Annotated in this window: 11 protein-coding genes, 1 tRNA gene, 1 other RNA gene and 2 pseudogenes; 10 read left to right on the top strand and 5 right to left on the bottom strand. The window is 37.6% G+C overall.

All coding sequences use genetic code 11. From position 1 onward, the window contains the following. Positions 1-516 precede the first annotated feature (516 nt). Both ykgO and ACFIL3_RS07535 read left to right on the top strand, forming a co-directional pair. The gene (ykgO, locus tag ACFIL3_RS07540) at positions 517-642 is read left to right on the top strand and encodes a type B 50S ribosomal protein L36 (protein ID WP_004863016.1); all 126 of its coding nucleotides are present in this window, start codon (positions 517-519) and stop codon (positions 640-642) included. Between the two features lie 156 nt (positions 643-798). Continuing rightward, on the top strand, positions 799-1,584 hold the full coding sequence (locus ACFIL3_RS07535) for a tetratricopeptide repeat protein (RefSeq protein ID WP_375611659.1): 786 nt from the start codon (positions 799-801) through the stop codon (positions 1,582-1,584). Positions 1,585-2,465: 881 nt separating this feature from the next. On the opposite strand, the gene ACFIL3_RS07530 is transcribed toward ACFIL3_RS07535, so the two are convergent. Beyond that, positions 2,466-4,166, bottom strand: coding sequence for a DNA polymerase (locus tag ACFIL3_RS07530; RefSeq protein ID WP_375682001.1), 1,701 nt, complete (start codon positions 4,164-4,166; stop codon positions 2,466-2,468). A 538-nt stretch (positions 4,167-4,704) separates the two neighbouring features. Between ACFIL3_RS07530 and ssrS the strand changes: the two genes are divergently transcribed. From ssrS to ACFIL3_RS07510, 4 genes are all read left to right on the top strand, one after another. After that, positions 4,705-4,865, top strand: a non-coding RNA gene (ssrS, locus tag ACFIL3_RS07525) — 6S RNA. A gap of 257 nt (positions 4,866-5,122) precedes the next feature. Further along, positions 5,123-5,296, top strand: a complete 174-nt coding sequence (locus ACFIL3_RS07520) for a hypothetical protein (RefSeq protein WP_375682000.1) — start codon at positions 5,123-5,125, stop codon at positions 5,294-5,296. Positions 5,297-5,415: 119 nt separating this feature from the next. After that, positions 5,416-6,021, top strand: coding sequence for a 5-formyltetrahydrofolate cyclo-ligase (locus tag ACFIL3_RS07515; protein WP_375682005.1), 606 nt, complete (start codon positions 5,416-5,418; stop codon positions 6,019-6,021). Between the two features lie 18 nt (positions 6,022-6,039). After that, the gene (locus ACFIL3_RS07510; protein WP_375611657.1) at positions 6,040-6,861 is read left to right on the top strand and encodes a TIGR00282 family metallophosphoesterase; all 822 of its coding nucleotides are present in this window, start codon (positions 6,040-6,042) and stop codon (positions 6,859-6,861) included. A 371-nt stretch (positions 6,862-7,232) separates the two neighbouring features. Here the strand turns inward: ACFIL3_RS07510 and ACFIL3_RS07505 are convergent. The 4 genes and pseudogenes from ACFIL3_RS07505 to ACFIL3_RS07490 all read right to left on the bottom strand — a co-directional run bounded on the left by ACFIL3_RS07505 (position 7,233) and on the right by ACFIL3_RS07490 (position 10,299). Beyond that, a pseudogene (locus tag ACFIL3_RS07505) lies at positions 7,233-7,588 on the bottom strand (helix-turn-helix domain-containing protein). A gap of 226 nt (positions 7,589-7,814) precedes the next feature. Then, positions 7,815-8,259: pseudogene (locus ACFIL3_RS07500) on the bottom strand (helix-turn-helix domain-containing protein). Between the two features lie 432 nt (positions 8,260-8,691). After that, positions 8,692-9,987, bottom strand: a complete 1,296-nt coding sequence (murA, locus tag ACFIL3_RS07495) for a UDP-N-acetylglucosamine 1-carboxyvinyltransferase (protein WP_375611654.1) — start codon at positions 9,985-9,987, stop codon at positions 8,692-8,694. A gap of 159 nt (positions 9,988-10,146) precedes the next feature. Next, complete coding sequence (locus ACFIL3_RS07490) at positions 10,147-10,299, bottom strand: hypothetical protein (RefSeq protein WP_375607050.1); 153 nt, start codon at positions 10,297-10,299, stop codon at positions 10,147-10,149. 176 nt (positions 10,300-10,475) lie between these two features. Here ACFIL3_RS07490 and ACFIL3_RS07485 point away from each other — a divergent pair. The 4 genes from ACFIL3_RS07485 to ACFIL3_RS07470 form a co-directional block, all read left to right on the top strand. After that, positions 10,476-10,550: transfer RNA gene (locus ACFIL3_RS07485), tRNA-Thr, on the top strand. A gap of 1,767 nt (positions 10,551-12,317) precedes the next feature. Then, positions 12,318-13,055 (top strand): hypothetical protein, encoded by a 738-nt coding sequence (locus tag ACFIL3_RS07480; RefSeq protein WP_375611651.1) that lies wholly within the window; start codon positions 12,318-12,320, stop codon positions 13,053-13,055. A gap of 94 nt (positions 13,056-13,149) precedes the next feature. After that, entirely contained in the window at positions 13,150-13,683 is a 534-nt protein-coding gene (locus tag ACFIL3_RS07475; protein WP_375651120.1) for a hypothetical protein, read from the top strand. A gap of 184 nt (positions 13,684-13,867) precedes the next feature. Further along, positions 13,868-14,095 (top strand): hypothetical protein (locus ACFIL3_RS07470; protein WP_375681999.1); only part of this gene is annotated, 228 nt, incomplete at its 3' end.

Genomic DNA, 14,095 nt, shown 5'->3' with positions numbered 1-14,095 from the left:
CGTTTTAAGAAGCCACACCTTGCCCTTAACGACAAAAACCCACACCACTTCAACAATCCAACGGCTCAACAGCGCTCCTGATCTTTCAACACTCCCTAACAGAGCTTATTTGTTTAAAGCTGAAAAGGCTTTTACTTTTTTCCACTCTTTGTGCTTTTTTGTGTCCTTTTTTTACGAGAAAATTTTTACCTTCAAGGCAACCATTAACACACCCTAAGGAATTTGTAAGGGATATACCCTTGACAAGAATAAGACTTCTTGTTAAATCTCTCCTACTTTTTTGCAATTTTCACTTATCGTTGTGCTAATGAAGTGGTTAATGCGTACCTTAAGAGTGCGCTTTTCTTTTTGTGATCACAGTGAAAAGGTGTATCGTGTGATGTTATCATGCAAGTACGATATCGCAATGCAATGCTCATAGAGTAAGCAGTCTATTGGGGTTGTAATATTGTATTTTCGTGTTTTAATATTGTATTATAGTATTGTGTTACGTAAACTATTTAAACGGTGAATATGATGAAAATTAAAAATTCGCTTAAAGCACTAAAAGAGCGCCACCGTAACAATCGTTTGGTGCGTCGTAAGGGTCGTGTTTATATTCTTAATAAAACGAACCCACGTTTTAGAGCACGTCAGGGCTAATTCTTTTAGGACTAATTTCTTTAGGATCAATGTTTTTATGCCTACTTTAATTGTAGGCTTAAAAAATTTTTTTGCGTTTTTTTGGTTATAAGTCCGTTGATTACAAGTCTAGTATTTGATAATATTTGGTGATTTATCTTTTGGGGGCTTGTTTTTATGGATTCTTCTATTTTTTTAAAAGCCTTTCGATTTTTTCAGCTGCGTTTTTTCTGTATTTTTCAGCGCGCGTTTTTTCTTTTTTTTGTTGGCGTTTTTTGTTTTGTTCCCTCGAGCTATGGGCAAAATCCTCCTTCTCTTCCTGAAGATCGGCCTTCTCCACAATCGCTTTTACCGTTAGATGATCTTATTCCCAATTCTCCTCCCCCTTCCTCAACGCCCTCCGATTCTGATTCCTCGGCGGTTATTCTTGAAGATCTTGACAAAGAGCAGCTTTCCCATGTTGACAGAGTTAAGCAGCGCAAAGAAGCAGAAATTTCACGTTTACTCAAAGAGTTGAAATATTGTGCTGATGTTGCTAAAGCGAAAAAGATCAGTCAACAACTTCAACATTTATGGTCCCAATCGGGGAGTGAGACGATTGATCTTTTAATGTCATGGGCCGAAAATGCACTCAACAGCGACGATTATGGACTTGCGCTTGATTATATTGACAATGCTCTTGCACTTTTACCTACTCATTCTGAAGCTTGGATAAGACGCGCTTGGATTCACATTCAACTGAACGATTTCAAACTTGCCCTGCTTGATCTCAACCATGCTCTTGAACTTGAGCCGCGCAATTATAGTGCTTTTTTTGAACTTGGCGTTGTCATGGAAGCAACGGAGCGTCCAAAACTTGCTCTTAAAGCTTATGAAACAGCATTGGATTACTATCCACAAATGCGCAGGATTCAAAAGCGCGTGCAAGCTCTGTTAGACGAACAATCACCCCAAGCTCTTTAAAACCATTCAAGAACAAGACACTTTACGGCATCCTTTCAAACCTAGATAAGACGCAAGCCGGCTTCACATTCCACTCAATAAACTCAGTCCCTGCACACGCCATCAAATACCATCCCAAGAAATTCCCCCCCCAAGCAATTGACAATGTCTTTTTTGAATTTGGACCTTTTTTGTATTGAAGGCAGGGTCCAAACACTTCCAATATACTTCCTTCAGAATTTCTCTCATAGCAAAAAAACGCTGCCCGCCTGCGTTCTCTTCACACCGCCTCTTTTTTTCACTATCCCTCCATCATGGATAAAAAGATGATAAAACACGATCCTCAAAAAATACTTTTTGAAAAAAGCTTAAAACATCGCTTAGCCCCTCTGATAAATAGTCATCGTCTTTTTTTTATTTTTATAAAACCATAGCAGCACATACCATATCGGCTCTCTCCCCCCCTCAAAGTTGATAAAACAGCACTGAAATATTCCCTACAAGGAAAAAACTTCAAAGACGCAACGTCAGTTAAACAAACATTCTTGAATAAGAAATATTTCCCCTTCAAAGCTCCCCGAAACATTCCCCCCGAAACATAAAAATCAAGCGATTGCCAATGCATATCCTCCCCACACCTTAAAGCACGAAGTCTCTTAACCCACTTCGGACTGTAAACAATCCGAATTCTAGTAGACTTCACTTGGTTTCCCACATATGGGATTTTCTTAAACTTAAGGACATTGACCACACACATAAAAACATTGAACCTATCAAGGATAGCAACCTTATATTGCCAGTAAATAACAGTATGTTACGCCATAACAGGATAAAATTTGATACCATCACGCCTTTCTATGCACGTTTTCATCTCCCAGTATACTCACTTTTCCTATTTTCCTTTAAATTGAAACAAATCTTTCTATTGGGTATAGACCACCAACACCCATTTTAAAATCTGTCATTTTAACGCTTTTACCAAGTTGAAAATCATCCAATGACTTGATATGAGGCGTTAATTTGTCAGAAGGTATATATGGGCAAACTGCTTGAAAAGTATTATCTTCAAATTGCAAACAATACCGACGACGAGCTAAATATTTAGCTGCTATAATTTTCTTTTTATTTTCTAATTTCCAAGCCCCTATTTTAGAGGGATGAATATCTAATTTTTTAGCATTTTCAGTTTTGAAACAATGGATACTATCAGTGTCACAATAGATAAAATTTTCAAGTCCAATTTTGTAAATAGACTCAATTAAAAACATACGAGCATAGCTTCCAGCAAATAAAGAAATTGGCAAATAACCACATTTTTGGAATATTGTTTCACCCCAAATAAATCTAAGAACATCATTTTCAAATTCGATATATCTTTTAATTCTATGAGGACGTTCAGCCATTTTTCCACATAATGAATTAAGAAACATTTTTCCTATTCTGCTGATTGTTTTATCTGAAGAATTTTTCAATTCAAAAAATTCATCAATATAATCAGTAAAAAGGTCATCTCTTGCTTGAAAGAGATAACCATCTAATAATTCCAAATTTTGGTAGTGATAAGATTGTTTAAACAATTCAAATTCTTGTAATGTTAACATGAATATTTTTTTATGTTCACATTCGTGTTCAGATAAAATTTGTAAATATTCAACACCCCCAGATGATGATTGTGTGTTATTATTTAAAATAGGTATTTTGTTTTCTCTTAATTCTGCTGAATTTATATAAAATCTTTGAAGACCTAGAGGGTGTAAGTCATTAGTTTCAATTTTACCTTTTTTATAAAGAGGTGCCCCTATAGGTAATTGTTTTAACATCATAGCAGGGCCCATACTATTGACATCATAAATTTCAATTTCTTTATTTATGAATTTACCCATATATCTATTAAAAAAACAAAAACCACCGTCATTTGCTTTTCTAAAAATATAATCATCACCTTCTTCTAAAGATGGGAATAAATATGTTTCTGCTTTAATTTTTGTAAATTTTTTAAACATTTTTTCTGACCATACAGCTTTAGCATCAGCTGCAAAAGTCATTTTATTTCTTCCCCATTGGAGTCTTTTTTTGAGAGCAATGGCTAATCCCTTGCTTTCATTCACACAGCAATCGATATCATTTTGATGAATAATAACATCATCAATGCACTCAAAGAGAGAAGATTCACTTTGTTTTAAATCGGTAAAAGCTGTTATTATGTCTTGCAAAGGAACTAAAAATAACTCTAATGAATCGAATAGATAAACTCTTTTTGATTTATTTGATTGAAATGCAAGTTCCGATCTAAGAACTCTAGCATTTTGCGAGATAAAATCATAAAATTTAGGTGTTATAAGATCATTTTGATTAAAATGACACCAAGATCGAATAATAGCATAATCATAGTTTAGGTTATAAGCATAAAATCTTGTACTGTTTTCTATTTTTTTCACAAATTCTAAAAAAAGTCTAACAGGATCACCATCGTTTATTGTAAAAACAGTGATATCTGTTAGATCTTCAACATTAACAATTGAAACCATATAGGGCTTAACAGGTTCTTTAATTGTCGCCTTGAAAGTAAAAGTATATAATTTTCTAAAGTTGATAAGTCTCATGTTTCCTCCCTTTTTAGATTTTATCACCTCTTTATTGTGTTTGCTTCATTCTAAAGACAAAAAATATTTATCTTTTACTATATTTCGCTCTTCACGAACACTCTCATAGCCTTCACCCCATGATTGGAGATACCTTTTTACACTTAGAAAATCATAGAAACGAAAAGCGTTCACAATTTGCCCTCAAAGTTGATAAAACAGCACTGAAATATTCCCTACAAGGAAAAAACTTCAAAGAAGCAATATCAATTCAACAAACATCCTTAAATAAAAAATATTTCCCCTTCAAAGCTCCCAGAAACATTCCCCCCGAAACATAAAAATCAAGCGATTGGCAATAAACCGTTCTACGTCACTCAAACACCCACCCCCACTCATATTTTTTGCTTTTTTACTTTGAATAAGCCATCCATCATACAGCCATTTCGAGCAACCACCGACAATATCATCAATCTCTCCTGAAATACTTTATGAAAAAGAAGAGAGCGAGGTTATTTTATCTCTAGCAGAAACTCTGAAATTGTTTTATATTAAGGAGGGTGTTCTGCGCTTCTCGACAGGAAATAACGTATTCCTGAGACCTTAATGATCTCCAAGGGAGCTGTCTCTGATCAAGCCCGTGGGCTTTTTCATATGGCGCCCACCTATTTGTATAGGTTCCCGGGATCAGCTTTTTCCATCGGCTGTTGTGGATCACCCTTTATTTGTATAACTTTTTTGCATAAAAATTTTTCCAGCTAAAATTGAGAGCGTCCTTTTACATAAGACCAATGACGATACTCTCTTTTCAAGAAATAAAAATGACGAGGGGCTTTATTTTATAAAACAGACAGCACTGACAAAATAATCCCCTCTGTGAATCTGCTTCACCCCTTCGCACGCAAGCAACGCAAAAGCGGCTTGTTGCACCAAGATACCCCCTAAAGAGCACACACTTTTTTTCATGCTTTTTTTTCATGAGCACAGCTCTTGTCCATACAGAGATTTACAAAACGCCAACAATGGATAAAATACCAGCATCTTATAAAACAATTGACGAGACAATGACAAATAATCCCCTCTATGAATCTGCTTCATCCCTTCGCACACAGCAACGCAAAAGCGGCTTGTTGCACCAAGATACCCCCTAAAGAGCACACACTTTTTTTCATGCTTTTTTTTCATGAGCACAGCTCTTGTCCATACAGAGATTTACAAAACGCCAACAATGGATAAAATACCAGCATCTTATAAAACAATTGACGAGACAATGACAAATAATCCCCTCTATGAATCTGCTTCATCCCTTCGCACACAGCAACGCAAAAGCGGTTTATCGCGTCGTGATGCTCTTTTAACAGAAGAGCGTGCACTCTTTTCGCAGCGTGCTTGTTGCCACTTTATTGAATACCTTGAAAAGAAGGGAACCGATTTTTCACGCCTCATTTTAGCAGGCTATTGGCCCATTAAATCGGAAATTGACCCGCGTCCTTTACTGGATGCTGTAGCGTTACGCGGTGGGCATTTAGCCTTACCAGCAGTTCTTGATTCCACCACCATGATTTTCCGTGCATTTTTGCCCAGCACAATTTTAGAGCCCATGCGTTTTGGCACCTTTGGTCCGGGTGCAGACAATGACGTTGTTGCCCCCAATAATATTATTGTTCCGCTTTCTGCATTTGATCGTCAATGTCACCGTCTTGGCTATGGAGGAGGATACTATGACCGTGCTGTTGCAGCTCTTGAAAAACAAGGGCATCAAATGATATTATGGGGCATAGGATTTTCATGTCAGGAGGTTTCCTCTATTCCCGCAGCAGAACACGATCTACAGGTACAAGGAATTTTTACAGAAAAAGGTTTCTTAAAATGTTAAAATGTGATTAAAGCGCCTATGCGTTTTTTATTTTTAGGTGACATTGTTGGTAGCACAGGCTGTAAAGCTGTTTTTGAATACCTTCCTCAACTGATTGAGAAATGGCAGCTTGATTTTGTTGTGGTAAATGGTGAAAATGCCTCTGGTGGTTTTGGTCTCACACAAGAAACGTATCAAGATCTTTTGATGACCGGTGTTGATGTTGTCACCACAGGTAATCATGCTTTTTCTCACAAAGAAGCATTGCAGTATGCCCATGAGAGTGATCGTTTTTTACGCCCTGCCAATTTTTCGAAAGAAACTCCTGGAAAAGGTTCTGGTGTTTTTACGGCAAAAAATGGCGCCCGTGTTCTTGTCGCCAATCTGTTGGGCAACGTTTTTATGCCGTGTAAAGTAGAAGATCCATTTGAAACAGCGGAAAATATTCTGCTTGCCTGTTCGTTGATGGAGCAAGCCGATACGATTATTTTTGACTTTCACGCAGAAACGACAAGCGAGAAGCAATGTTTTGGCCATTTTCTTGATGGTCGTGTGAGTGTTATCGTTGGCACCCATACGCATATTCCCACGGCTGACGCGCAGATCTTAGAAGGTGGGAGCGCCTATTTAACAGATGCAGGCATGTGTGGAGATTATAATTCATCTCTTGGAATGGATAAAGAAGAACCCTTACACCGTTTTCTTTATAAGACGAAGCAAGATCGTTTTGAACCGGCGTGTGGTCCTGCCACCCTTTGTGGTTTAGCGGTTGAGATTTCAGATCGCACCGGTTTAGCAGAAAAGGTCTCGGCAGTACGGATTGGTCCTCATTTAAAGCCTGAAGTTCCGGATTTTTGGTAGCTTCTTTTAAGCCGCCCCTTTGATGATCGCTCTCCACTGTGCGCCCTTTGGATGATTGCTCTCCAAGATTTTCTTTTGAGAACTCTATTTGACAAGACGACTTTTCCAGCCCTTCCCAAATCCCTACTAAAAACACCCCACCCTCCAATTTGCCTAATACAGCAACTTTTCTAGCACAAATAAGTCACTCTTTTAAAAAAAATAAAGGATAAAAGATAAAATTTTTCGTGATTTTTAAAACGATGAGAAGGAGGTTTTATTTGGACATTTCTGCGGGGGGGGGGAGGAGAAATGTTAACCCCCTTCTCTAGAAAAAGCTTTATATAATAATTTATTATTTAGCAAGAGCCTCTTTAATCTTTTTTTTGATTCTAACGAAAATTTAATCTTAAAATTGCTTTCTGCTTTTTAGGTTTGAGCTCTCTAAAACTTTTCAAAAGGATGTGCTCTTCTTTACTTGCGATCCCTTCATCACAGCAATACAAGGCATTTTCTTTTGTCGAGAGATCAGCGTAAAAAAGGCAATAGGAACATTGAGAATATCAGCAATTTCCTGTAAACGCCCAGCTCCTATACGATTAGAGCCTTTTTCATATTTTTGGATTTGTTGAAAAGTCACACCTAACTGGCTGCCTAATTTCTTTTGCGGCATTCCCAGCATTGCTCTTTTAAAGCGAAATTTTCTGCCTATCGAAATATCGTTAAAGTGTGGATTTTTAGTTTGCACGTCAAGCTCCCCTGCCGGTTGCGAGCGCCTCTTATGCGTATTCCGGGAGTCAAAAACACTGAGTTCAGTCAGCTTTTTTGCTTTTAGTGCTAGAGCGCACTTGGACATAACAAAAGCTCCCAGAATCTCGCGATACTTATAAAGCAGGCCAATGTTTCATCTTGGATTTTCAGGCTTTGGGTTTCACCATTCAACCACACTGTACGACGAGAACCCTGGTGCTTGTTCATAAAATAATTTCTGGAGACCAGCAATAAAATTTAAAACAGTGTTTTTATCTCATGAGACAATCAAACACAAAATTGCTTTCTGTTTTTGAGGTTTGAGCTCTCTAAAACTTTTCAAAAGGATGTGCTCTTCTTTACTTGCGATCCCTTCATCACAGCAATACAAGGCATTTTCTTTTGTCGAGAGATCAGCGTAAAAAAGGCAATAGGAACATTGAGAATATCAGCAATTTCCTGTAAACGCCCAGCTCCTATACGATTAGAGCCTTTTTCATATTTTTGGATTTGTTGAAAAGTCACACCTAACTGGCTACCTAATTTCTTTTGCGACATCCCGATCATTGTTCTTTTAAAGCGAATTTTTCTGCCTATCGAAATATCGTTAAAGTGTGGATTTTTAGCTTTCACTTCAAGCTCCCCTGCCGGTTGCGAGCGCCCTCGCATTGGTATTCCGGGAGTCTGAAAGTACTGAGTTCAGTCAGCTTTTTTTGCTTTTAGTGCTCATCGCACCTGGACATGGCAAAAACTCCCGGAATCCCGGGATACCTACAAAAGTAGGCTAATCTTATGTACTGAACTTTAGGGCTTTCAGACCCTACTGATCGCTGCGTAGACGACCAAAGTTACTCTTTAAGGTATAAAGCAATTTCAGGAAATTAGCAATAAAATTTAAAAACAGTCTTTATTTTATGAGCTCCACCCCCGCCTCTCAAACTTTTATGCCCGCTCGTAAAAACTCCAAAACCATGAAATAAAACCCACGTTTATTGAGAGGACTAATAACCCTTTATTTTTGAGATCACACCTCCCAAAAGCACACCTAACAACATATCACCCCCTCTCAAAGCCATTCTTTGGAGCATATCTTTGAAAGCTTTACACTGTGATACGTTGGATTTTTGCGCCACAACGAGCCAATTTTTCTTCTAATCTCTCAAATCCACGATCAAGATGATAAACACGATTGACGATTGTTTCTCCCTTTGCTGCCAATGCTGCAATCACAAGAGAAACAGAAGCACGCAAATCCGTCGCCATGACAGGAGCCCCTTGCAAATTCTCTGTTCCATAGACAGTTGCCGTCTGCCCATCAAGCTTTATCTGTGCTCCTAAGCGATTGAGTTCTTGAACATGCATAAAACGATTTTCGAAAACCGTCTCTGTAATATGCGCGATTCCTTCAGCCCGTGTCATGAGCGCCATGAATTGCGCTTGGAGATCAGTTGGAAAAGCAGGATAAGGTCCTGTTTTAATATCAACGGGCATAATTTTGGTGTTCTTTGGATTTCGCTTAATATGAATTCCTTGAGGTTCTATTTGAATCTCGAGTCCTGTTTTTTGGAGCACCTTAAGCACCTTTGTGAGATGATTAGGATTTGCATTTTTAAGAAAGACATCTCCTCCCGTCATAGCAACAGCCATTGCATATGTTCCCGCTTCGATTCGATCAGCAATAACGCGTACTCTAGCACCGTTGAGTTTTTTAACCCCTTCAATTGTAAGCGTTGTTGTTCCTTCACCGGTTATTTGAGCCCCCATCGCATTCAGGGTTCGAATAAGGTTTGTCACTTCTGGCTCACAAGCTGCATTCTCAAGAGTGGTTGTTCCCTTTGCCATTGTCGCCGCCATCAGCAGCACATGGGTTCCACCAACAGTGACTTTAGGGAAACGATAGTGAGCACCTTTTAACCCCTTTAGCGCTTTTGCATGAACATATCCATTTTCGATCGTAATCTGTGCGCCTAAAGTTTTAAGTCCCTCAAGGATAAAATCGACAGGTCTTGTTCCAATAGCGCATCCTCCAGGAAGCGAAACATAAGCCTCTGCGCATCGTGCAAGCAGTGGTCCGATAACCCAAAAGCTTGCACGCATTTTTTTCACCAGTTCGTATGGTGCCCGTGTTGTGGCTATTTTTTGCGCCGTAAAATGAATTGTTCTTGAATTCACACATTCATCGTTAAACTCTTGTCCATCAACGGCATATCCAACACCATGATTATTGAGAATACGAATAAGCAATTCAACATCGGCCAGATGCGGAATATTTTCTAAAGTGAGCGTTTCTTCTGTAAGCAGCGCCGCAATCATAAGAGGCAATGCAGCATTTTTTGCCCCTGATATAGGAATTGTTCCTTGAAGTTTTTTTCCCCCAACAATTTGAATAGAATCCATCGTGTTTTCCCTCTTTTCCTTTGTGCCTGCCCTTCCAAAGGATTGTCCCCCTTCGGGAAGTTATGCTTTATTAATCGTTTTAGAACGCATTCTAACTATGAGAACAAATTATTGAGAAGTTTGGTTGCAAAAATTTACTAAAAAACATTTTTTTGCATTTTAGAGCTCTGGTTGTGCTCTTTTTCGGCTTTGCTCTTTTCGACGTTTCAGGTTTTGACGCAATTGTTGTGCCAATCTTTCTTGACGTCGTTTTGCTTTTTCATCTTGATGATTAATTTCATTTTGTTTTTGTTTTTGATGCATTTGTGTCATTGCGCAACCTTTTAAACAGTGTTGAGCTTCTATCCAAGCAACTCATAACCTTAAATATTTAAGCATATAAGAAACATATGTCATGACATAAGATACGTTTTCTTGCAAGAATATACAAATGTTCTCTTGCCTATTTTCTGACAATATGGCACAAGACAGCGCAAAGATTGAAAAGGGCTGCGGTAGCTCAGTGGTAGAGCACTCCCTTGGTAAGGGAGAGGTCGAGAGTTCAATCCTCTCTCGCAGCACCATTTTATTCTTCTTTTGCCTCTCTCTTCTTGCCCTTATAAGTCTTCCCTATAAGCCTAAATCTTTTCCCCAACCTTCATCGGCTTCATCAAATCCTCCATCCTTTAAACCATGCGCTTCAGTAGCTTCAAAATCAATGGCTTCAAAATCAAGAGCCTCAATGCCACGCTTAATCTCTAAAATGCCTTACGAACGGCTTTTGAAATTGACCGCCCCCCAAAGAATATCCCCCCACCCCTTTCCTTGCCTCCCCTTTCCTTGCCTCCCCTCTCTTTCATTTCTGTAAGATTGTCCCCCTATCCTTCTCTTTACCAAGCCTCACTGTTGCAACAGCTCTTAGCACTTGAGACGGTATAGGCATTTTTATTTTTTCAATATTTTATTTCTTGAATATTTTTCCCCACAAGCTCACCCTGTTTGTAATATGCAAACAAACGATTTTACTTGATTCAATATAAGAGCGTCTGAATAAGAAGGGTTGAAATAAGAACATCTCACACTATTTCGGGCTCTCATTGAAATTCAAATTAAATCTCAATAATGAATTATTATAAACTCATTGTTTGAACATATCCCATTGATACCTTTATCCGCCCCAAAATGAATAATCTTATCTTTCTAGCCTCTCTACCCACCTCAAGCAACACAAGTATTCCCTGTAAAAATTAGAATAAGCTTCATCGATCCTATTCGTCATTTACAACAAATCTAACAGAGCCATTTCCAGAACCTCCTCTCAACGCCTTTCCCATTCTCCCCACCCCTTACCAAAAGAAAAAAAAACAAACAGTGATACCCCTCCACAGTGAAGCTTTCAAGAAGCCACCCCACGCTCCCATATGGCAAAAATCCCATATACCAGACATCCCATATACCAGAAAATTGAGAGCCTGCCTTTTCAAAGAAGATCCCTCATTACCAATTTTATACACTATGGTTTTCCACGTGTTCTAAGCCATCCCTCTTTCAACACGCATCTTTTTTATACGAATACTTTGATTGATACAGATAGCGTTATTCCTCTTGCATAAGAATCCGAAGAGCAAAAAATTCTCTCCCCCTCTATTCTATTGAAATCAATCACTCCTCTTCGCTTACAGTTCACAAACAGAAAGATCCGTATGGCGAGAAACTTTCCAAGAAAAGCATATCTCTTCGTAAGAAGCCTCCCAGTAAACGAGATTATGAATCGTCTCAAGAGCTACAGCCCATGCCGCAATTTTGGCAACGGGCCCCCAATAGTACCAACTTACTTTTTCATAAAGTAAGATAGGGTGCGCAATGTTTATAATCTACAGGGTTTTATAACCTCTGGGGTTTATAATTTACGGGGCTTGACCGTTATACCCCTCACGATATTATTCACAAGCGGCAGTATGAAATTTATGAACGCCGGCATAAAATGGCTGTGAAATGAGCTTAGAGCGAGATATCTTTATTAAAACAAGTGCGTGAATGTACAACAACAAGTATATTTCATTTGGAGTATTTTGGATATTGCCTACTCTCCCCACCCTAGGACAACCATTTTGTCTACAGATCCCCTTATATATTCTGCATATTTTCTGCTGTCATATCTCCTCCAATAAGCTAAAACCCCACATATGCGGGGTTTTAGCCAGTACCACACCTTTATTTAGACACATTATGATCATTATAACCATTTTTATTAAATACGTTTTTACGTATATTTTCAACACAAAAATAACACATATTGATTTATTCAACAGAAATCAATTAAATATTCATGATAATCATTAAAAGTTAAAATGATGAAATTATTATTCAGAACGTACGTCATAATATTTATAACGTTTTTTTCTGTATTCATATTATTGGGTTGTACTCAAGTAAGCGACCTTGCTGAATACGATAGGCTTTACCAAAAATATGTCCATGAAAATTACACTCCTTTAGCATATTCTCAGAAATTAGAAAAAGCAAAAAAAGAGGTAGAATATTTAAAAGCGTATATGGAATGGACTGTAGACATACCCCATGACAAAAGTCAATTTTGGAGGCATTTAATAACATTGCCCAGTAATCCTCCAGAATTCAATATTTTTAAACATTATCACATATTGCTTGTTTTTTGTGGACGTTTTTTTGATTTATGGCAAGGTGATAAAACGATGCCCACACTTACCTTTAACGACTTACCAACAAGACTGAAGGATTTTAAAGCTAACGGGATGAAATACAGGAAAAATTGGGATTATATAGAAAATATTTTCCTCAAAGCAAAGTTTGAAACAAACTTTGATGATCCAATGTTTGCGTACGCAGAAAAATTTTTGGATTCCCCTAATGGCATTAGTCGAAAAGAACAAACTCTCCAGACAGAGCTGCTCATAATAGGCAATGAACTCACTCGTTTTAGAAACACAGCAACAATGTGCGTTATGGCTAGAGAGGTATACCTTGCCATGATGCCCAAAGAAAATGTAAAACCGCCCGTAAGATATAGCACTTTTGAAAAATGGAAGCAGTATTTAAAAAATCTTTAAACGGATCATAAAATGCCTTTCAAAATACTTCTAAAGAACCATTAAGCCCCCCTCACAATGACTATAATCAGGCACAAAGAGGGTATAAAAAACAATGTTAATTAAACAGTCTTTATTGAGAAGCGTCTTAATTATCGCTCTTTTAACAACGCATCTTTTTTATTCTTCAAAGGGATATACTCATTCGAATGAAGTGTTCTCTTCAAAAGAAATTACAGAAAGAGAGAGTTTCTTCCGCATTTTCCTTGTTAATGGAAGTCGCTGGTGGGAAGAAAAATTCTACCAAATTCTCTGGATAGAAAAAACATTTTTTTTGGAAAACAAGCAGCAGTTATCGCAACCGCTCTATGAAAAACATGTCAATATAATAAAAAAATGGCAGAATATAATCAAAAAACGACATCATGTATTTAATACTCTGTGCACCCTTATAGAATTAGAAATAGATGCAATGCGACATGTGAATGAAGCAAAACACTCTCATAAGCATACACATCTCTCAAACCTTATGAAACACATAGAGACATATCAAGAGCGTATAGTTAAAAACAAGAAAGAACTTGAGAAACTTGATCATGAAATTGAGATCTTATACAAAGTTATCATAGAATATACAAAATTACCATAAACTTTGATCTATTCATTCCATAACTTTATGAAAAGTGCTTCTCAAAGGGTCCCCTGTATTTTCAAGCGTTTTGAACTATCTATCGCCATCTTTAGATACAGAGTGCCAAAGTACAGTAACGTTATCATACAATTTGTTGTATTTTACCAACACAAAATAACACATATTGATTTATTCAACAGAAATGACTTATAAAAGCTCATCAGAAACAAACGACAATAAATACCTTATGTTTAAACACTTTATTTTCTTCGCTATCGTAATAAGCGCTGTTTTATTTACGCATCATACAACGAGTGGATGTACAACAGATGGTCTTTTTGTTGGAAGTACTTCTCCGATCAATTGTATTTCAAAAGAATATATAAGACAGAAAATAAAAAAGAAGCTATTAGAAAAAGAACGCGAAAGA

Origin of the sequence: Bartonella sp. CE47NXGY (genome assembly GCF_042195415.1) — a bacterium.
Classification (GTDB): Bacteria; Pseudomonadota; Alphaproteobacteria; order Rhizobiales; family Rhizobiaceae; genus Bartonella.
The sequence above is the reverse complement of the archived record's forward strand: the minus strand, read 5'-3'. Positions and strand labels throughout refer to the sequence as shown.

Excerpts from the sequence above, each read along its gene's own strand:
- ykgO (WP_004863016.1), top strand. The coding sequence starts at position 517 with ATGAAAATTAAAAATTCGCTTAAAGCACTAAAAGAGCGCCACCGTAAC.
- ACFIL3_RS07535 (WP_375611659.1), top strand. The coding sequence starts at position 799 with ATGGATTCTTCTATTTTTTTAAAAGCCTTTCGATTTTTTCAGCTGCGT.
- ACFIL3_RS07530 (WP_375682001.1), bottom strand. The coding sequence starts at position 4,166 with ATGAGACTTATCAACTTTAGAAAATTATATACTTTTACTTTCAAGGCG.
- ACFIL3_RS07520 (WP_375682000.1), top strand. The coding sequence starts at position 5,123 with ATGAGCACAGCTCTTGTCCATACAGAGATTTACAAAACGCCAACAATG.
- ACFIL3_RS07515 (WP_375682005.1), top strand. The coding sequence starts at position 5,416 with ATGACAAATAATCCCCTCTATGAATCTGCTTCATCCCTTCGCACACAG.
- ACFIL3_RS07510 (WP_375611657.1), top strand. The coding sequence starts at position 6,040 with ATGCGTTTTTTATTTTTAGGTGACATTGTTGGTAGCACAGGCTGTAAA.
- murA (WP_375611654.1), bottom strand. The coding sequence starts at position 9,987 with ATGGATTCTATTCAAATTGTTGGGGGAAAAAAACTTCAAGGAACAATT.
- ACFIL3_RS07490 (WP_375607050.1), bottom strand. The coding sequence starts at position 10,299 with ATGACACAAATGCATCAAAAACAAAAACAAAATGAAATTAATCATCAA.
- ACFIL3_RS07480 (WP_375611651.1), top strand. The coding sequence starts at position 12,318 with ATGATGAAATTATTATTCAGAACGTACGTCATAATATTTATAACGTTT.
- ACFIL3_RS07475 (WP_375651120.1), top strand. The coding sequence starts at position 13,150 with ATGTTAATTAAACAGTCTTTATTGAGAAGCGTCTTAATTATCGCTCTT.